The organism is Glutamicibacter sp. BW78, assembly GCF_002332245.1.
In the GTDB taxonomy this organism is placed as follows: domain Bacteria; phylum Actinomycetota; class Actinomycetes; order Actinomycetales; family Micrococcaceae; genus Arthrobacter_H; species Arthrobacter_H rhombi_A.
In genome coordinates this window covers 381,039-399,938 of the sequence record NZ_NRGU01000030.1, presented here as the reverse complement: position 1 = coordinate 399,938, position 18,900 = coordinate 381,039, and the positions used below count along the sequence as shown (strand labels likewise).

The window sequence follows — 18,900 nt, the reverse complement described above, 5'->3', positions numbered from 1 at the left end:
ACATAGTTGAGTCAGGTAGACTCAAGTTTGAAACGAGGATGGACCTCCCAGGAAAGGATCCACATGGACGCGAAATTCACCACCAAGAGCCAGGAAGCCCTCTCAGCTGCCGGCATGAACGCCTCCACCGCAGGTAACGCCCAGGTCGAACCGGCTCACCTGCTCAAGGCACTCATGGACGACCGCGGATCATTGGCTGTTGAGTTACTGAAGAAGGCAGGGGTCGACCCGGATTCGGTTTCCGTGGCTGCCAGCGGGGCGATCCGTGATCTGCCCGCTTCCTCCGGCAGCACCGTCGCCCAAGCCCAATACTCGAGGTCCTTCCTGCAGGTCATCAACGCCGCCACCACGGCTGCCTCCGACTTGGGCTTCAGCCGCGTTTCTGCAGAGCACCTGCTACTGGGGTTGGCAGCCGACGCAGGGAAAACGGGGGAGATCCTGCGTTCGGCAGGGGCCTCCGAGCAGTCACTGAAGGCAGCGGTAGAGGGACTGCGCGGGGATCACCCTCGCGATACGGAAGACCCCGAAAGCACCTTTGAGGCCCTCGAGAAGTTCGGCACCGACCTGACGGCCATCGCCCGCTCGGGCAAACTCGACCCGGTGATCGGCCGTGACGCCGAAATCCGCCGCCTCGTTCAGGTGCTCTCCCGCCGGACGAAGAACAACCCGGTGCTCATTGGCGACCCGGGAGTCGGCAAAACGGCTGTCGTCGAAGGACTGGCCCAGCGGATGATCGCCGGTGACGTCCCCGAATCGTTGCGCGGAAAGACCCTCATTGCCCTGGACCTGGGGTCCATGGTCGCCGGGGCCAAATACCGTGGCGAGTTCGAGGAACGGCTCAAGGCGGTACTGGAGGAGATCCGTGATTCCGATGGGCAGATCGTCACGTTCATCGATGAGATCCACACCGTGGTCGGTGCCGGCGCCTCCGAGGGCGCCATGGATGCCGGCAACATGCTCAAACCGATGTTGGCCCGCGGGGAACTGCGGCTGATCGGTGCCACCACCTTGGATGAGTACCGGCAGAACATCGAGAAGGATCCTGCCCTGGAACGCCGCTTCGCCCAGGTGTATGTCGGCGAGCCCAGCGTCGACGACACCATCGGTATCCTGCGCGGCCTCAAGGAACGCTACGAGGCGCACCATAAGGTCGAGATCGCCGATTCGGCCCTGGTGGCCGCGGCCACCCTGTCCAACCGGTACATTTCAGGACGGCAGCTGCCGGATAAGGCCATCGACCTGGTCGACGAGGCCGCTTCCCGTCTGCGGATGGAGATTGATTCGGCTCCCGAAGAAATCGATGAACTGCGTCGGGTGGTGGACCGGATGACCATGGAGGAGCTCGCCCTCAAGGGCGAAAGTGATCCCGCCTCACGGGAGCGACTCGAGGCCCTCAGGGCGGATATGGCCGACCGGCGGGAACGACTCGATGCCCTGAACGCACGGTGGGAAGCCGAAAAGGCGGGCCTCAACCGTGTCGGTGACCTCAAGGTCCAGCTCGATGAGCTGCGTTCACGGGCTGAACGCATCCAACGTGAAGGTGACCTGGAGAAGGCATCGCGCCTGTTGTACGGAGAGATTCCCGAGCTGCAGCGTCAACTCGATGCCGCCCAGGCCGAAGAAGCCGAGGGGGCTCACGAAGAGACGATGGTCTCCGACGAGGTCACCGCCGATGACATCGCCGACGTGATCTCCGCCTGGACCGGGATCCCCGCGGGGCGCATGCTCCAGGGGGAAAGCCAGAAACTGTTGGATATGGAGTCCCTGCTTGGGCAACGACTGATCGGCCAGGGCAGCGCGGTCACCGCGGTCTCCGACGCAGTGCGCCGTTCCCGGGCCGGGATCGCCGACCCCGACCGGCCGACCGGATCGTTCCTGTTCCTGGGGCCCACCGGTGTGGGCAAGACAGAACTGGCCAAGGCGCTTGCGGACTTCCTCTTCGACGACGAACACGCCATGGTGCGTATCGACATGTCCGAATATTCGGAAAAGCATTCGGTCTCCCGGCTCGTTGGAGCCCCTCCGGGATATGTCGGCTACGAGGAAGGCGGACAACTCACCGAAGCGGTCCGTCGTCGGCCGTACTCGGTGATCCTGCTGGATGAGGTCGAGAAGGCCCACCCTGAGGTCTTTGACATCCTCCTGCAGGTCCTCGACGATGGGCGCTTGACCGATGGGCAGGGGCGCACGGTGGACTTCCGGAATACCATTCTGGTGCTCACCTCCAACCTAGGTTCCCAGTTCTTGGTCGATCCCCACCTGGCGGACGACGCCAAGAGGGAAGCGGTCATGAACATTGTGAACACCTCTTTCAAGCCTGAATTCCTGAACCGCCTCGATGACGTCATCCTCTTCGACCCGCTCTCGCTCGAGCAGCTGGGCCGGATCGTGGAAATCCAGGTGGCAACCCTGAGCCGTCGACTTGCTGAGCGTCGACTGACACTGCGGGTCAACGACGAAGCGAGGCAATGGCTGGCCAAAACCGGTTACGACCCCGCCTACGGGGCGCGGCCCCTGCGCCGGCTGGTCCAACGCGAAATCGGGGACCGGTTGGCCAAATCGGTGCTCTCGGGAGAAATCGTCGACGGGGACACCGTCGACGTCCAGCTGGATGCCGATCAGGGCGCGCTAACGATCCATCGGTCCGCAGGGCCTGAAGGACCCACCGCCAGTTAGGTTGTGGTCGTTTCGGGGGCCGGGAGGAGCGAAACCGTCGTCGTTCCGTCCTCCAAGGCGAGGAAGCAGGCGACGCTGCGATCCCCGGCCTCCCACGTTCCTGCCGAGGGCCGGCTGAAGGCATAATTCCAGGTGCCTTCCAGCGCCGCGGCAGGATCGAGCTTGATGGCCCGGCAGGCCTCTTCGGCTTTTGAGGTCACGCGTGGATCGCCGGGGAAGGGGACGTCATCAAGGGTCTCAAGGCCAATGAGCTGGGCCGCATGCGGCGTCGAGCAGGTGACGATCGTCGCCGGTTCCAGGGGGGAACTGAACTCGGTCAGGCAATCGCCGACCTCGAATTGGGTGGCGGGGGCCATCTCCGCAATGATCCCGTCGATACCCGGGGAGCTGTTCCGCGGCACGCTCGTCGCCGGTTCCGGGGTCGGCTGCATGACATGAACCAAGCGGGTGATGCCGAAGATCAGGATCAGGATGATGCCGATGGAACCGATCACTAACCACACGGGAGCGACCCCGAACCGGTGGGAGGCCTGAGTCTGAGCCGACCGTGCGGGTTGGTAACCCTGCGGATGCTGATCAGGGGGCTGCTCCACGGGCGCTCCCTTCAGGACGAGTGCGGCGATGAGAGTATTACCACCTACTCTAACCGGCGCTTATGACCCGCTGAGACGGCACCCGACTGGGAAACATGTTAACCTTGGAATACGAAAGAAACAGCCACATTCTCCGGGGCCTTCCTCCTTGAAGCGAGGGACCACCTCCGGATCTAGCGATAAAGGGGGTCACGCCATGGGGCGCGGCCGTCAGAAGGCAAAAGCGACACGACAGGCCAGGGATATTAAGTACTATTCCCCGGCCACTGATTTGTCTGCCCTGCAACGCGAGCTGGGACAAGGCCGCGGTCATGGAGCAGGCTCCTCTTCGCATGCCGACGATTCCTACGACGCGGATTACGCGGAGTATGCGGACAGGTATTCCAGCGATGACGACGAGGGCGAATCCCGTCGGATCGGCTGACCACGGCATCTTTTCGGTGCGGTGGCGATAAGTTCCACCCGATACGGTGCACTGACGCCGGACGACACAGCAATGTCGTCCGCGTATTCTTTTGTGCCCAAACGTCAGGATGATGCCCATGGAACTACCCATCGCCAACGCCCACCAGGCGGCCATTCGTTCCATTGAACGGGTCGTTGCCGAGTCGATGCCACCGCATGACCCCGACGTGGCACGCCGCGGTATCACCGAGATGCTCGATGGCGGATCCGTCCTGGCCCTGACCGGGGCCGGGATCTCCACCGACTCGGGGATTCCCGACTACCGTGGTCCGAACGGCTCCCTGCGATCACATCGGCCGATGACCTTCCAGGAGTTCAAACACGACCCCGGTGCCCGCCAACGCTATTGGGCCCGCAGCTTCGTGGGATGGCGCAGGATGTCCGTCTCGGAGCCCAACGAGGGGCACCGGCTGGTGGCAGCACTGCAGCACGCAGGATTCCTCAACGGGGTCGTGACCCAGAACGTTGACGGCCTGCACCGTCGCGCCGGATCCACCGACGTTCTGCCGTTGCACGGAGACCTCGACGAAGTGAAGTGCCTGAACTGCGGCGTCGTGGAAAACCGAGTCAATTTAGACCGACGTCTGGTCGAAGCCAACCCCGGATACCTCGAACGCATCGTCGTGGACCCCGGGTCCGTGAACCCCGATGGCGATATCACCCTCTCCGAGGAACAGATTTCCGACTTCACCATGGTCGGTTGCCTGGCCTGCGGAAGCATCGAGCTCAAACCCGACGTCGTCTACTTCGGGGAGAACGTCCCGGCCCAGCGCAAGGCCACCCTGAAAGGCCTCGAGGAGAGCTCCGGTGGACTTCTGGTCATCGGGTCGAGCCTGGCGGTCATGAGTGGCTATAAATTAGTGCTCAACGCCGTTGCCGCAGGCCGCCCGGTAGGCATCATCAATGGGGGCCCCAGCCGTGGGGATTCCAAGGCCGATTGGAGATGGCGGACCAGGGTCACCCCTGCCTTGCAGGAACTGACACAGGCACTGGGGATCGAAGGACCGCATACGGCCACTGGCGCCTCTCGGCTGGCTGATCCGCTGGACTGAAGACCAACGCCAACCGCCGCGCCCCCTGGCCGGGAACGCGGCGGTTGGCCTCAGGGGCGAATCAGCTCGCGTAGTTGCCGTGCATCAGTACGGCCCCGCCGTCCACGCCCTTGGCGCCCTGAACGAAGTCCACGCCGGCGCCCGCGGCTTCATCGGTGACGGTCCCGACAGTTCCGGCAACCCAGGACGGGACGCCACGTTCGTTCAAACGGGTCACGGCGGCATCCGCCGAGGCGCCATCGACGATGGCGATCATGCCCACGCCGAGGTTCAGCGTGCGCTCGATATCGGACTGCGGGACACCCCCCAGCTCGCTGATCAGGGTGAACACCGCAGGCAGTGACCAGGTCGAGCGGTCCACGGAAGCCATGAGCCCCTGCGGCAGGACCCGGGCCAGGTTCGCCGCCAGACCGCCACCGGTGACATGGCTGAAACCGTGCAGGGCCATGGTGCTGCCGGTATTGAGCTGGTCCATCAGGTCAAGGCAGTCCGCCGTGTAGATGCGGGTCGGGACCAGAAGTTCCTCGCCAAGCGTGCGCCCGAATTCGGGGACATCGCGTTCCAGCGCCCAGCCGGCATGATTGATGACGCTACGGACCAAGGAATAACCATTGGAATGGATGCCGGAAGAGGCCATCGCGATGACCGCGTCACCCTCGCGCACCCGTTCCGGGCCGAGCAGGGCGTCGGCCTCCACCGCACCGGTTGCAGCACCGGCGATATCGTAGTCGTGCTCACCGAGCAGGCCAGGGTGTTCGGCGGTCTCCCCGCCGACGAGGGCGGTATCGGCCAGCGAGCAGCCCTCGGCGATGCCACGGACGATGTCGGCAATGCGTTCGGGAACAACCTTGCCGCAAGCGATGTAGTCGGTCATGAACAGCGGCTTGGCCCCGACCACGACGATGTCATCGACGACCATGCCCACGAGGTCCTGGCCGATGGTGTGGTGGATGTCCATGGCCTGGGCGATCGCGACCTTGGTTCCGACGCCGTCCGTGGAAGTAGCCAGCAGCGGCCTCTGATAGGAGCGCAGGGCGCTGGCATCGAAAAGGCCGGCGAAACCGCCCACCCCACCGATGACCGAATCATTATGGGTGGCCTTGATGGCGTCCTTCATGAGTTCGACGGCGCGGTCGCCGGCCTCGACGTCGACGCCGGCTGCTGCGTAGGTGATGCCTGCGGATCCGGGGTGGGAGGAAGTCATTCTGTGGGCGTCCTTTACTGGGAGCTCGGGGTCTTGTCTGCGGGGGTGAGGGTGTTCTCGAACTCTGCGTCAGGGCCTGGATCGCAGCCGTTGCTGCCGGCGTTGGGGCTTTCGAGCAGGTTCTTGCCCAGGTGTTGCGGATCGGGCAGCGGGATCGGGTAGTCCCCCGAGAAGCAGGCGGTACACAGGCGTTCGCGCGGCTGCTTGGTGGAGGCGATCATCCCGTCCTGCGAAATGTAGGAGAGGGAATCGGCGCCGACCGACGTGGTGATCTCCTCGATGGTGGCTCCGTTGGCGATCAGTTCGGCCCGGGAAGCAAAGTCGATGCCGTAGAAGCAGGGCCATTTGATGGGTGGGGAGGAGATCCTGACATGGATTTCCGCGGCGCCAGCCTCCCGAAGCATCCGCACCACCGCCCGCTGGGTATTGCCGCGCACGATCGAATCGTCGATCACGATGACGCGTTTGCCCCGGATGACCGGTTCGAGGGCATTGAGTTTGAGCTTGATACCCAGTTGCCGCAACGTCTGTGAGGGTTGGATGAAAGTCCTGCCGACATAGGCGTTTTTCACGAAGCCGTGGGCGAAGGGGATGCCCGATTCCTCGGCGTAGCCGATGGCCGCCGGGGTGCCCGATTCCGGGACGGGAATGACGATATCTGCTTCGGTGATGTTCTCACGGGCCAGTTGGCGTCCCATATCCACCCGGGACTCGTAGACCGAGCGGCCGTTGATCGCGGCGTCGGGGCGGGCCAGATAGACGTATTCGAAAACGCAGCCGGCGGGGGTCGCGGGGGCGAAACGTTGGGAGCGGATGCCCTCTTCGTCGATGGCAATGAATTCGCCGGGTTCGATCTCTCGGATGAAGCTGGCGCCGACGGTGGCCAGACCTGCTTGTTCGGAGGCGATCACCCAGCCGCGAGAGAGCCGACCGAGAACCAGCGGACGGACCCCGTGAGGATCACGGGCCGCATACAACGTGCCTTCGGTCATGAAGACCAGGCTGAAGGCGCCCTGGAGTTTGGGCAGCAGGTCCAAGGCAGTCTGCTCGAAACTGGTTCCTTCCTCGCCCCGCAGTAACGCGGTGACCAGGGCCGTGTCGGTGGTATTGCCCTGGGCGAGTTCGCCACGGAACTTCGAGCCCTGTTCGGCCACGACCAATTCCATTAATTCTGCGGAGTTGATCAGGTTTCCGTTATGGCCGAGGGCTACCGTGCCATCGGCGGTGGCACCCAAGGTGGGCTGGGCGTTGGCCCAATGGTTGGAGCCGGTCGTCGAATAGCGGCAGTGCCCGATGGCGATGTGCCCGCTCATCGAATTCAGGGTGTTCTCATCGAAGACCTGAGACACCAACCCCATGTCCTTGTACACGTTGATCCGTTGGCCATCCGAGGTAGCGATGCCTGCGGATTCCTGACCGCGATGTTGCAGGGCATAGAGGCCGTAGTAGGCGAGCTTCGCCACGTCCTCGCCGGGGGCCCAGACACCAAAGACCCCGCATTCGTCCTGCGGGCCCTTCTCGTCGGCCAAAAGATCATGTGAAAGCATTCCGTCACCACGCACCATGGTCATCATTCTTGCACGTTGTGGGTGACCTGCAGGTCTTGGAGCTGCTACTTTGACGCGCTCCCGTCATCCATGGGGACCGCACGTGCCCGGGTGGTACGCCGACGCAGAATGGCGTCGACGGCCAGGTAGCCGATGCAGCCGAGCATGACCCCCGCCAGTCCAAAGACGACGGCGAAGAAACCGAACACCGAGCCACGGGTGAATTCGGCCCCCGGATCCCCGGCCAATGCGGTGAATAAAGCAGCAAGGATGCCGACGGCCGCCCCGACGCCGACGAAGGGCCAGAACTTGGGCGAACTGGACACCACGACCTCCACGGATTCGGAGGCTGAACTGCTGTCGCGGTCGGGTGGAAGGGGCGCGGAACGGGGTGAATCCATGCCTTAAAGGATACCGAAGAGTGGGAGATGTTCGGACAGGTCGGCCCGGAGCCCCGAAGCCGAAAGCGAACCGGCGGCCACCGCTTCGGACCAACCGAGTTCACCGGTGGCCAACGGCAGCCAGATCGTGGCATCGAGTTCGATCACATTCGGTGGGGTGCCTCGGGTGTGGCGGGGGCCTGCCACACACTGGGCGACCCCGAAGGGTGGAACCCTGACTTCCACCGAGTTGCCTTCGGCCCGTTCGGAAAGTTCCTCCAGGGCATAACGTACGGCCATGGCAATCGTCGGACGGGGAAGGGCTGCCCGTGCCTCATGGTCGGCCTGCCGCCACGCGGCCACCGCAGCGAGCCCCTGTTCGGCGGGAATCCGTCGTCGTACAGCCATGCCCTTAATCCAACAGATCCAACACCGGTTTGGCGACACGGATGCGGCCCACCGGCCGGCCACCGCCCAAGACCGGCTTGTTGATTTTCTCGAGGACCGCGGTCAGCGCATCGATCTCGAGGGCGTCAACGGAGGCCAGCAGGGTCAGACCGACCAGCGTGGCGGCTCGGGAGTTGCCGTCGCGGATCTTCAAGGCGCAGGAGACCCCTTCAGGGGTACCCAGGATCAGCACGCCCTCGGCCCCGAGCTTGGAGATGATGCCCAGATCCTCCATGACCACCGTGTTCTCCTCACCGTGTCCGTGCACGGCCCAGGGGTAGTCGAGCATGGCGGTGGCGATCGTCGTCGCCCGGGCGTCGGAGGACTTATGTCCGGGGGAGCGGGACAACCTCCCGGTGGCAGAGGCCAGACCCCTGAGGGAAATTGCCGGAACCGGGGCCCCGCAACCGTCGACCGCCAGATGGGTGATCTTCTCCCCGGCGTAGTCCTCCACGACTTCGACGACCCGCCGTTGCAGTGGATGTTCCGGGTCCAGATAGGTGGTGGTGTCCCAGCCGTTCTCGGTACAAGCCCAGAGGAAGGCAGCATGTTTGCCGGAACAGTTGAAGGCTAGTCGGGAGGGGGACCCACCGGAACGGATGGAGTCCATGCGGGTGGCTTCATGTCGGGGCCATGCAGTGGGGCATTGCAGATCTGCTTCGGAGAGTCCTGCCTTGGCCAGCATCGACGCCGCCAGTTCCTGGTGCTCGGTGCTGCCCACGTGGCTGGCGCAGGCCAAGGCGACCTCCGCGCCGCGTAAGGGGACGCCCGATTGCATGGAGGCCAGCGCCTGAAAGGGCTTAAGCGAAGAGCGTGGATACATCGGGGCGTCGATATCGCCCAGCGCATGCAGGACCGCCCCGTCGGCTCCGAGGACGACGGCCGTACCTGCGTGGCGCGACTCGACGAGGCCGCTGCGGTCGATGACGGCCAGATCGGCGAAGTCGGGGTGGGTCTGTGGCATGCCCCTAGTGTATTCGCCGTTCCGCTGATCCGGCTCAGGCGGCGGAGGCCGCGCGGCCCAGAACAGCGACCACGAAATTGGTGTCACCGGGGTACGGGCGTAGATCCCAGCTGGAGAACAAACCGTCCACGGTGAATCCAGCGGCCAGCGCATCGGATTGGAAGACCTCCGGGTCGTACCCTCGATCCGTGCCACAGCCGATGACGGCGCGGCCTCCGTCCACCAGCAGTGAATGGAAGCCCTGCAACACCGCTGGTGCCGTCCCCGGCGCGAGGAACGCCATGACGTTGCCGGCGCAGACCACCAGATCGAAGGTGGCTTCCTCCGCCGACAGTGTGGATTCGGAGAGGTCGCCGACCCTCCAGTCCTGTTCCGGGAAGGCGGCCTTCGCCGCCGCGAGCAGCACCGGGTCGGCATCCACACCGACGACCTGGTGACCGCGCCGTCCCAGTTCCCCGCCCACACGTCCCGGGCCGCACCCGGCGTCCAGGATCTTGCTTCCCCGCGGGAGCATGGCGTCAATCAGACGCGCTTCACCGTCGAGGTCGGCCCCTTCGGCGCGTAGGGACTCGAAACGTTCGATATAGGACCGTGAATGTCCAGGATTTTCCTTGCACTGGGCTTCCCAGAGGGTTTCTTTACGCACACCGACCACCCTACTCAAGCCGAGTGCCTCCCGCCCCGGTAGGCTAGGGGATCGTGAAGGTACTCGTCATTGGCCCGGGCGGCCGCGAACACGCCATTATTCGTTCCCTCCTCAACGATCCATTCGTCACCGAGGTCCATGCGGCCCCGGGAAACGCCGGCATAGCCGCCGACGTTCAGGCCCACGCCGTCGATGCGCAGAACCCGGAGGCAGTCCTTGCGCTGGCCCGGGAACTGCAATCCTCCCTGGTGATCGTCGGACCGGAAGCCCCGTTGGCAGCCGGTGTCGCCGATGCCCTGACGGCGGCCAATATCCCGGTCTTCGGCCCCTCCCAGGCAGCAGCCCAGTTGGAGGCATCCAAGGCGTTCGCCAAGGAAATCATGGCCATCGCCGGTGTCCCGACCGCGATGGCCCGGGTCGCCACCGATGCCGTCAGCGCGGCCGACGCCCTGGACGCCTTCGGGGCACCCTACGTGGTGAAGGACGATGGTCTGGCCGCGGGCAAGGGGGTCGTGGTCACCGGGGATCGCGAGGAAGCCTTGGCCCATGCGGCCGAATGCTTCGCCGCCGGCGGCAGTGTCGTCATCGAAGAATTCCTGGACGGCCCCGAGGTCTCCCTCTTCGTCCTTTCCGATGGGCGTCACGCCGTTCCGCTGGCACCTGCCCAGGACTTCAAACGCATCTTCGACGACGACCAAGGCCCGAACACCGGGGGCATGGGCGCCTATAGTCCGCTGGAATGGCTCCCCGAGGGGTTCGTCGACGACGTCATGGAACGGGTGGCCGGACCGACCATCAACGCCATGGCAGACCGCGGCACCCCGTTCACCGGTGTCCTGTACTGCGGGCTGGCACTGACCCGTCGTGGCATCAGGGTCATTGAATTCAACGCACGGTTCGGGGATCCCGAAACGCAGGCCGTCCTGGCCCGGCTCAAGACCCCGCTGGGCTCACTTCTACTGGCGGCGGCCCAGGGCACCCTGGACGACGTCGAACCGCTCACCTGGCGCCCGGAAACAGCGGTTGGCGTCGTGGTGGCGTCGGCCCATTACCCGGATGCCCCGGTGACTGGGGACGTCATTACCGGGCTCGACGAAGCAGCAGCCCTTGAGGGGGTCAGCGTCCTGCACGCAGGAACTGCCGTGAACGACGCCGGCGCCACCATTTCCGCTGGGGGCAGGGTCCTCGCGGTCGTTGGTTTGGGGAAGAGCCTGTCCTCGGCACGGGAGCGGGCCTACGCGGGAATCGCCAAGATCGGCCTCGCGGGAAGCCAGCATCGAACCGATATTGCCCTGCGGGCAGAACAAGGAAAAATCATCGTCGAACCGGAAGGCCACTGATGACCGGCTTCACCACCGAGATCCTGGAACTACCGGGATGGGATCACCTGTATTCGGGCAAGGTCCGCGACCTGTACACCCCCGCAGGAATCTCTCCCGAGGAGGCCGATCGGGTGCTGGTGGTCGCCAGTGACCGTATCAGCGCCTATGACTTCGTTTTGGACACCCCGATCCCCGATAAGGGAAAGGTCCTCACCCAGCTGAGCCTGTGGTGGTTCGACCAACTCGACGGGTTCGCCAACCATGTCATCTCCACCGCGGTGCCCGAAGCCGTTGCCGGCCGGGCCATGGTGTGCCGGAAACTGCAGATGTACCCGATCGAATGTATTGCCCGCGGCTACCTGACCGGCTCGGGGCTGACGGAGTACCGGGGGAACCGGACCGTGTGTTCACTTCCATTACCCGAAGGGCTGGTCGATGGTTCGGCGCTGGAGCCGGCGATCTTCACCCCCTCGGCGAAGGCGGAGGTGGGCGAACACGACGAGAACATCACCTTCGACGAGGTCGTCGAACGGGTCGGAGCCGAAGTGGCCGGGCAGCTGCGTGATCTGACCCTGGGTATTTATACCCGGGCCGAAACGATTGCTCGTGAACGCGGCATCATTCTGGCCGACACCAAGGTCGAATTCGGCCTGGATCCGGCCACCGGGGCCATTACCCTCGGCGATGAGGTGCTGACCCCCGATTCCTCACGCTTCTGGGATGCCCAGACCTATGTTCCGGGGCAGGCCCAGCCATCCTTCGATAAACAGTTCGTCCGCGACTGGCTCGTCTCCGATGCCTCGGGCTGGGACCGCACCAGCGCCGTCCCCCCACCGCCACTACCCCAGCAGGTCGTCGAGCGCACCAGGGCCCGTTATATCGAAGCCTACGAACGACTCACCGGGAACACCTTCACGGCCTGACCGGCGGAGGTTTCTGCCACCGCGGCCGAACGTGGGGCGCGAAGAACCTCCCGCCCCACGCGTGGGGTTCCTAGCGTCGTGAAGCGCGGATCTCTGTCGCCAATTCGATCGCCAGCGAGGCGCGGTCCGGGGAACCGGCCAAGGCAAAGGCCTGCTGGGCGCGGGCGAGGTGGTCGATGGCCTCGGTTCCGTTGCCCATGCCCACCATGCAGCGGGCCGTGAGCAGGTCGATTTCTCCCTGGAGGTGCTGGGAGAGGATCTCCCGGTCCTTTTCGACGGGCGCGAGTTCCTCGAGCGCCTGCTCGGGTTGGCCGTTCAGGTGCAGCCAGCGGGCGCGGATCAGACCCAATTCCAGGGCTTCGGCAGGATTGCCGCCGATGACACTGATCGCCAGCTCGGCCTTTTCGATGCACTCCAACGTCTCGGGTTCAACCACACCGGCAGTCAACCGCATCGACGCCGAGGCCTTATTGAAGCGGGCCCACTGTTCGATATCGCTGGCAGGCAGCAGTCGCTGGGCAGCTAATTGGTGGTTGCTCAGGCCCGAGACGATGTCCTGGCGTTTGAAGGCCACATTGCCGATCGCCCAGTAGGCGTTGCCTGCCGTCTGGCTGGGGGCACCTTCGGCCACCGCCTCGGCCAATGCTTCACAACTGGTCCAGGCGGCGTCGAGCTGCCCGGATTCGGCCAGGGAAGCGATCAGCGAGAACAGTGCGCCGATGTAGATCAGCGAGTCCCCGGGCAGATTCTTCCCCAGGTCGACGGCGGTGATCGCATGCTCGACGGCGATATGCAGTTTCCCCAGTCCCAGGTAGGCATTGGCGACCAGGGTTTCAGCCCGCACCTTCAACGCGAGCGACTCGTCCGTCAGCGGGTGGTTCAGGACCTCTTCGGCGGTCGTGCGGTATTCATCATGGCGGCCCTGGTCCCGTAGCGCCTCGGCGCGCAGGAACATCATGTTCCACCAGGCACTCGAATTCTTGAGCCGCAGCGCCACCAACGCCGCTTCGGCGGCCGTCTCTCCGGCGTCGGAATATTCGCGAGCTGTGAACGACTGGCGGGCCCGGTGCTCTAACAGGACGAATTCCGCCTCATCGGCCGAGACCGGGGTGTTCCACGAATCCATGAGTTCGCGGTCCAAATTCAGTCGGGCGGATAGCTCGGTGATGATATCTGCGGTCGGTTCACGACTTCCTGTCTCCAAAAGAGAAATATAACTCGTGGAGTATTTACCGTGTCCGAGCTGGGCCTGGGTCAACTTCATCTGCTGGCGAGCATGGCGGAGCTTTTCGCCGAATTTGATTCCCATGGAAACCCCTTAGAACGAACTGGAAGTGAATATTTCTCTGTTATTCGAAAAGGTCTAGTAGCAAACCTTGACGAAACATGTTCCTTCCAATTTACAATGAATGTTAAGTGATGCGCCACTCACTGAGGTATATATCGAAGAATTCGTGGCGACCCACACAAGGAGAAGACATTGAAGAAGCTTGTTGCAGCGCTCGCGGCCACGGCCGCCCTGGCGGCCGGTTCGGTCCTGGCTGTCGGAGACTGGCCCCACGCCACCCCGAACGTCGGCGACTGGCCGCATTCCTCTGTAGCAGTTGGTGATTGGCCACATGCCACGATCAACGTCGGCGATTGGCCGCACGCAACGATCAATGTGGGTGACTGGCCGCACTCGGCAGTTGCCGTGGGCAATTGGCCGCATTCAAAGATCAATGTGGGTGACTGGCCGCACTCAACGATCAATGTTGGTAACTGGCCGCACGCAGCCGTCTCCTGATCCCGGCGTTCCGCTGGGAACACCGCAGGAGCATTGATGTCAGAAGGAAATGGTCCGGCCCCTTGGGGGGCCGGACCATTTGCGTGCCTGCCGGAGGCTAGTTCAGGCTTTGCTGCCAGGCGTGATGCAAGGCAGCGAAGCGTCCACCGGCTTGCACCAACTCGGTGGGGCTGCCGTCCTCGACGATTCGCCCGTCATGGACCACCAGAACCCGGTCGGCAATCTCCACGGTGGACAGCCGGTGGGCGATGATCAGGGCCGTCCGTTGGCCCAACAGGGTCTGCAGCCCGCGCTGGACCAGCCGTTCGCTGGGGATGTCCAGGGACGAGGTGGCCTCGTCCAGGATGAGGACTGCCGGGTCGGCCAGGAAGGCCCGGGCGAAGGAGATGAGCTGACGTTGGCCCGCCGAGACCCGGCCCCCGCGTTTATTCACGTCGGTGTCGTAGCCGTCGGGGAGGGATTTGATGAATTCATCGGCCCCCACGGCCCGTGCCGCCAGAATGATCTCGTCGACGGATGCCCCCGGCTTACCTAAGGCGATGTTTTCGGCGACGGTGCCCGAGAACAGGAACGCCTCCTGGGTCACCATGACCACTGCCCGGCGCAGGTCCTCGTTGGCCAGGTGACTCAGTTCGACGCCGTCCAGGGTCAAGGAGCCGTGGGATAGATCGTAGAACCGGGCAATGAGCTTGGCCAGGGTCGACTTTCCGGCACCGGTCTGGCCCACCACGGCAACGGTCTGGCCGGCGGGGATGTCGAGGTCGAAGCGTTCCATGACCACCGGCCCGTCCCCGTAGCCGAAGACCGCCTGACGGAACTCGATATGCCCGGTGGGATCCTCCAACGGCAGCGGATCCTCGGGGTCGACGACGGTGGGCTCTTCCTCGAGCAGGCCGGAAACCTTTTCCAGGGCAGCCGTGGCGGCTTGCAGCGAGTTGTAGAACATGGCGATCTGGTCCACGGGCTGGAAGACCCGCTTCCCGGCCAGCAGCAGGCCGATGAGTGTCCCGACGTCCAGGGTCCCCTCGAGGACGCGGAAGCCGCCAAAGAGCAGCAGTGCGGCCACCGTCAGGTTGCCGATCAGGACCAGGGACGGTTGCAGGACACCGAAGAGGTTGATGGAGCGGATGGAGTTGTCGCGGTAGTCGTGGGCGACTGCGCGGTAGCTTTCGTTGTTATCACGTTCCCTCCGGAAGGCCTTGACCGCACGAATTCCGGTCATCGTCTCCACGAAGGAGGTGATCAGCCGGGCTGAGAAGACGCGGGACTCGCGGTAGACCAGCTCGGAACGCTTCTGGTACCACCTGAAGATGACCGAAATGGGGATCAGTGCGCAGAGAATGATCAGCCCCGAACGCCAATCCAACAAGAAAATGCTGACGGCGGTGAAGGTGATGAACACGATGCCGGAGGCCAATTCCGAAATGCCCTGGTCCAGCAGCTCCCGTAGGGTCTCCAGATCGGAGGTCTGCCGGGAAATGATCCGTCCCGAGGTGTACTTCTCGTGGAATTCCAGGCTCAGTAGCTGGGTGTGCCGGAAGACGCGCATCCGCAGGGTGAGCAGCATGGCCTGGCTGACCTTGGCCGTGCAGAGGTTGTACCAACCCAACAGCAGCCCTGCGAGGAGTCCGGACACGATGTAGAGCCCTCCCGTCAGCGCGAAGGGGGTGGTGTTGCCGTCCATCAGTTGAGGCAGCGCCCAGGAGATGGACCACGCGACAATAAGCGGGAAGGAGGCGCGGGCCAGGTTGGAGACGACGACCAGGACCACGGTGAGGGCCAGCAGGGGTTTTTGGGTGGCCGCCAACTGTTTGAGCAGGGCCCAGGAACGGGACCTGACCCGGGCCCGGTCCTCGCGCCCGAGCAGAATCTGGTCTTCGTTCTCGACGCCGCGTGTGCCGCTCATGCTTCGGATCCCTTTCCGGTTTTGGTCTGCAGGACGTCCTCCACCGTGGGTGGGTCATCGAGGCTGGCGATCACGTAGCGGTAGTGGTCGCTGCGGCTCAGGAGTTCGGTGTGGGTGCCGACGTCGTCGATCCGTCCATCGCGGAGCAGCGCGACCCGGTCGGCGAGCATCACCGTCGAGGGGCGGTGGGCCACGATGAGGGTCGTCATATCGGCGACCACCGCGCGCAGGCGCTCGGTCACTGCCTCCTCGGTGCGCACGTCCAGGGCCGACAACGGGTCATCCAGGACCAGGACGCGGGGTTTGGCGGCAATGGCCCGGGCCAGGGCGATCCGTTGCCGTTGGCCCCCCGAGAGGGAGAGGCCTTCCTCGCCGATGACCGTGTCGACGCCGTCCTCGAGATCGTGTGCAAAATGGGCTTGGGCGACATCCAGCGCCTCCTCCAGGGCGGTTCGCGGGGCCGTCCCGGCGGGAATTGAGGCACCCAGGAGAATGTTTTCCGAGATCGACGAGGAAAATAGGGTGGTGTCTTCGAAGGCGACCGATACGGCAGTGCGCAACTCCTCGAGATCGTAGTGACGCACATCCACATCGTCGATGGCCACGCTGCCGCCTGAGGTTTCGTACAGCCGGGGAATCAGTTGCAGCAAGGTCGACTTGCCACTGCCGGTGGTCCCGACCAGGGCCATGGTTTCTCCCGGTTCGACCTCCAAGTCGACCCCGGCCAGGACCGGTGCGGTCCCGGGGCGGGCGTCGGGGTAGCTGAAGGAGACGTTGCGCAGGCTCAACCGCCCCTCGGGGCTGGCCGGGCGGGCCGGTGTGGTGGGGGAGTCGATGCTGTTGAGGGTATCCATGACGTCGAAGTGGCGGTCCAGGGCGGTCTTCGTCGTCAGGGTCATGCCCAACAGCATGCCGATGCCTTCCACGGGGGCGGCCAGGACGGCAGCGGTGGCGAAGAAGGTCGTCAGATCGCCGACGTCGAGTTCGCCTTGGGCTGTCAGCCAGATGCCGACCAGCAGGCCCACGCCGAGGGTCACTTCGGGGATGGAGACCACGAACATCAGGAAACCGGAAAGCGTACGCGCCTTGTTAATTTCGGTGTCCCGTAGTCGTCTGGCCCGGACGCCGAATCCTTCCAGGGCCTCGCTGCCACGGCCGAAGGCCTTGATGACCCGGATGCCATGGACTGATTCCTCCACGTTGGTGGCCAGGTCACCTGCCTGGTCCTGGCTGAGCCGGCTGGCGATGCGGAAAACGTTGCGGAAGTAGAAGGCGCGGATGGTGATCGGGATGGCCCCGATCAGATAAATCGTCCCCAACAGCCAGCTACTGGTGAACATCAGCGTCAGGCCCACCAGGACGGTCACGGTGGAGACGATGAGCATGATCGAGCCGAAGGCCAGCCAGCGGCGCAGCAGCCCGAGGTCGGCCATGGAGCGCGAGAGCAGCTGGCCGGAGCCCCATTTGTCATGGAAGGCCACGGGGAGTCGTTGCAGGTGCTGGTACATCCCCACGCGCAGGTTCGTTTCGATGCGTGCCGCCGGGGTGATCACGAAGATCCGCCGGAAGAAGACCAGTACCGCCTCGGCCAGCCCCAGCAAGGCGACGATGCCGACACTGAACCAGACGTCGGCTGTTGAGCCGCCGGCGTGCAGCACGGACTTGACCATCTGGCCCAGAACCTGCGGGATCGTTAGGGCCACGACGCCTGCTCCGAGCGCGCAGAGGAATCCCGCGAAAAGGCGGGGAGCGAAGGGGCGGATTTGTGGGCCGAGTCGGCTCACGGTTTGCCAGAACGACGCCGGGGCGTCGGGCTGTTGCTGACTATTCTGGTGTTGCACCACGGAGGGCGTCCTCGATCTGTTGTGTTTGCCTACAGCAATCAAAGACAGCGTACAACCACCGGTTGGGTTTCATCAATCAGCGAGGTGGTGTGCTCCCACGAGGCGGCGGTTTATTGACCGGGCAGGACCCGGCAGAGGAATTTCGATGGCGTTTCGGCGACCGTTGGGGGCGCGGGTCAGTCGCGTGCGGTCAGCGTCAACAAGACGGCTTCCGGCGGGCAAGCAATCCGAATCGGAGCGAACCTCGAGGTGCCGATGCCCGCCGAGACCTCCAAGGGGACGGTCTTGCCCCGGTGCTCCCATTCGGTGAGACCGCGGGCGCGCCACGTCGGCAAATCGCAGTTGCTCACCAGTGCTCCATAACCGGGAAGACAGATCTGTCCACCATGGGTGTGCCCGGCGAAAATAATATCCGCTCCGGAGTCCGTGAACTGGTCCAAAACCCGCTGGTAGGGGGCATGGGTTACGGCAATGCGTACGTGGGGCGCTTCGCCAGCGGTGGAGGAGCCGCGGGGCCACCCAGCGAATTTCTCGAGTTTCAGGTGGGGGTCGTCCACCCCCGAGAAGTCCAGTCGGACCCCGTTCACGGGCTTGGAAATGGCCCGGTTGGTCAAATTGGTCCAACCGGCTGCGCCGAAGCCGGCATGCATCTGCTGCCAAGGCAACGCGTATTTGGCCAGGTTGCGTGACTTGTCGCGGGCACCGGTGAGGTAGCGCAGCGGGTTCTTTGGACGCGGCCCGTAATAGCAGTTGGATCCCGGGACGAACACCCCGTGGAAGGCCATCAGCGGTCGGAGGGCTTCCAGAAGTTCGGGGACGGCCTGGCGGTGGCTGAGGTTGTCCCCGGTGTTGACCACCAGGTCGGGGTTCAGCCCGGCCAAGGATTCGAGCCAGCGTTTCTTGGCGTCCTGGCCCGGCACCATGTGGATATCTGAGAGGTGGAGGACCCGCAGGTCAGGCATCCCCGGGGGAAGGAGGGCCACCGTCTCATGGCGGATGCTGAACGCGTTGCGCTCCAGTAGCCCGTAGCCGATGGCCAGCCCGCCCAGCGAGACGCCGATGCCGGCCGCGGCCCCCACGAAGGGCGCCGCTCGTTTGACGGCCTGCGTGATGTCCTGTGTTGCGCCCATGGCGTGGGAGCCCTC

The 18,900-nt window shown here is 64.3% G+C and carries 17 protein-coding genes; 6 read left to right on the top strand and 11 right to left on the bottom strand.

Annotated features, from left to right (window positions below):
- Positions 1 to 63: 63 nt before the first annotated feature.
- The gene (gene clpB, locus CIK75_RS06350; RefSeq protein ID WP_086997746.1) at positions 64 to 2,676 is read left to right on the top strand and encodes an ATP-dependent chaperone ClpB; all 2,613 of its coding nucleotides are present in this window, start codon (positions 64 to 66) and stop codon (positions 2,674 to 2,676) included.
- On the opposite strand, the gene CIK75_RS06345 is transcribed toward clpB, so the two are convergent.
- A complete protein-coding gene (locus CIK75_RS06345; protein ID WP_096223390.1) occupies positions 2,673 to 3,269 on the bottom strand; it encodes a septum formation family protein in 597 nt (198 codons plus the stop codon). The genes clpB and CIK75_RS06345 overlap by 4 nt on opposite strands.
- A gap of 196 nt (positions 3,270 to 3,465) precedes the next feature.
- Between CIK75_RS06345 and CIK75_RS06340 the strand changes: the two genes are divergently transcribed.
- Together CIK75_RS06340 and CIK75_RS06335 are read left to right on the top strand one after the other, a co-directional pair.
- Entirely contained in the window at positions 3,466 to 3,693 is a 228-nt protein-coding gene (locus CIK75_RS06340) for a DUF3073 domain-containing protein (RefSeq protein ID WP_086997752.1), read from the top strand.
- 118 nt (positions 3,694 to 3,811) lie between these two features.
- Positions 3,812 to 4,786: a Sir2 family NAD-dependent protein deacetylase gene (locus tag CIK75_RS06335; protein ID WP_241895332.1), complete on the top strand. Its 975-nt coding sequence runs from the start codon at positions 3,812 to 3,814 to the stop codon at positions 4,784 to 4,786.
- A 61-nt stretch (positions 4,787 to 4,847) separates the two neighbouring features.
- Here CIK75_RS06335 and purM read toward each other — a convergent pair whose 3' ends face one another.
- Genes purM through CIK75_RS06305 form a run of 6 tightly spaced genes read right to left on the bottom strand, consistent with a single transcriptional unit; the run spans position 4,848 to position 9,974 of the window.
- Positions 4,848 to 5,990, bottom strand: coding sequence for a phosphoribosylformylglycinamidine cyclo-ligase (purM, locus tag CIK75_RS06330; RefSeq protein ID WP_086997759.1), 1,143 nt, complete (start codon positions 5,988 to 5,990; stop codon positions 4,848 to 4,850).
- A 14-nt stretch (positions 5,991 to 6,004) separates the two neighbouring features.
- Positions 6,005 to 7,555, bottom strand: coding sequence for an amidophosphoribosyltransferase (gene purF, locus CIK75_RS06325; RefSeq protein ID WP_086998007.1), 1,551 nt, complete (start codon positions 7,553 to 7,555; stop codon positions 6,005 to 6,007).
- 47 nt (positions 7,556 to 7,602) lie between these two features.
- Positions 7,603 to 7,938 carry a hypothetical protein gene (locus CIK75_RS06320; protein ID WP_241895331.1) on the bottom strand — a complete coding sequence of 112 codons (336 nt, stop codon included), beginning with the start codon at positions 7,936 to 7,938 and terminating at the stop codon, positions 7,603 to 7,605.
- Between the two features lie 3 nt (positions 7,939 to 7,941).
- Entirely contained in the window at positions 7,942 to 8,325 is a 384-nt protein-coding gene (locus CIK75_RS06315; protein ID WP_086997763.1) for a sterol carrier family protein, read from the bottom strand.
- A 4-nt stretch (positions 8,326 to 8,329) separates the two neighbouring features.
- A complete protein-coding gene (locus CIK75_RS06310; RefSeq protein ID WP_086997765.1) occupies positions 8,330 to 9,328 on the bottom strand; it encodes an asparaginase in 999 nt (332 codons plus the stop codon).
- A gap of 34 nt (positions 9,329 to 9,362) precedes the next feature.
- Positions 9,363 to 9,974, bottom strand: coding sequence for a class I SAM-dependent methyltransferase (locus CIK75_RS06305; protein ID WP_086998012.1), 612 nt, complete (start codon positions 9,972 to 9,974; stop codon positions 9,363 to 9,365).
- A 53-nt stretch (positions 9,975 to 10,027) separates the two neighbouring features.
- Between CIK75_RS06305 and purD the strand changes: the two genes are divergently transcribed.
- Both purD and CIK75_RS06295 read left to right on the top strand, forming a co-directional pair.
- Complete coding sequence (gene purD / locus CIK75_RS06300) at positions 10,028 to 11,314, top strand: phosphoribosylamine--glycine ligase (RefSeq protein ID WP_086997768.1); 1,287 nt, start codon at positions 10,028 to 10,030, stop codon at positions 11,312 to 11,314.
- Positions 11,314 to 12,219, top strand: a complete 906-nt coding sequence (locus tag CIK75_RS06295; protein ID WP_086997771.1) for a phosphoribosylaminoimidazolesuccinocarboxamide synthase — start codon at positions 11,314 to 11,316, stop codon at positions 12,217 to 12,219. Before purD ends, CIK75_RS06295 begins: the two co-directional genes overlap by 1 nt.
- 70 nt (positions 12,220 to 12,289) lie before the next feature.
- On the opposite strand, the gene CIK75_RS06290 is transcribed toward CIK75_RS06295, so the two are convergent.
- Positions 12,290 to 13,528, bottom strand: a complete 1,239-nt coding sequence (locus CIK75_RS06290) for a helix-turn-helix transcriptional regulator (RefSeq protein WP_086997773.1) — start codon at positions 13,526 to 13,528, stop codon at positions 12,290 to 12,292.
- Between the two features lie 171 nt (positions 13,529 to 13,699).
- Between CIK75_RS06290 and CIK75_RS06285 the strand changes: the two genes are divergently transcribed.
- Positions 13,700 to 14,005, top strand: coding sequence for a hypothetical protein (locus CIK75_RS06285; protein WP_086997775.1), 306 nt, complete (start codon positions 13,700 to 13,702; stop codon positions 14,003 to 14,005).
- A 97-nt stretch (positions 14,006 to 14,102) separates the two neighbouring features.
- On the opposite strand, the gene CIK75_RS06280 is transcribed toward CIK75_RS06285, so the two are convergent.
- From CIK75_RS06280 to CIK75_RS06270, 3 genes are all read right to left on the bottom strand, one after another.
- Positions 14,103 to 15,911 carry an ABC transporter ATP-binding protein gene (locus tag CIK75_RS06280; RefSeq protein ID WP_086997778.1) on the bottom strand — a complete coding sequence of 603 codons (1,809 nt, stop codon included), beginning with the start codon at positions 15,909 to 15,911 and terminating at the stop codon, positions 14,103 to 14,105.
- Entirely contained in the window at positions 15,908 to 17,755 is a 1,848-nt protein-coding gene (locus CIK75_RS06275; RefSeq protein WP_241895330.1) for an ABC transporter ATP-binding protein, read from the bottom strand. The genes CIK75_RS06280 and CIK75_RS06275 overlap by 4 nt, the downstream gene beginning before the upstream one ends.
- Positions 17,756 to 17,931: 176 nt before the next feature.
- Positions 17,932 to 18,885: a metallophosphoesterase gene (locus tag CIK75_RS06270; RefSeq protein ID WP_086997781.1), complete on the bottom strand. Its 954-nt coding sequence runs from the start codon at positions 18,883 to 18,885 to the stop codon at positions 17,932 to 17,934.
- Between the last annotated feature and the right edge of the window lie 15 nt (positions 18,886 to 18,900).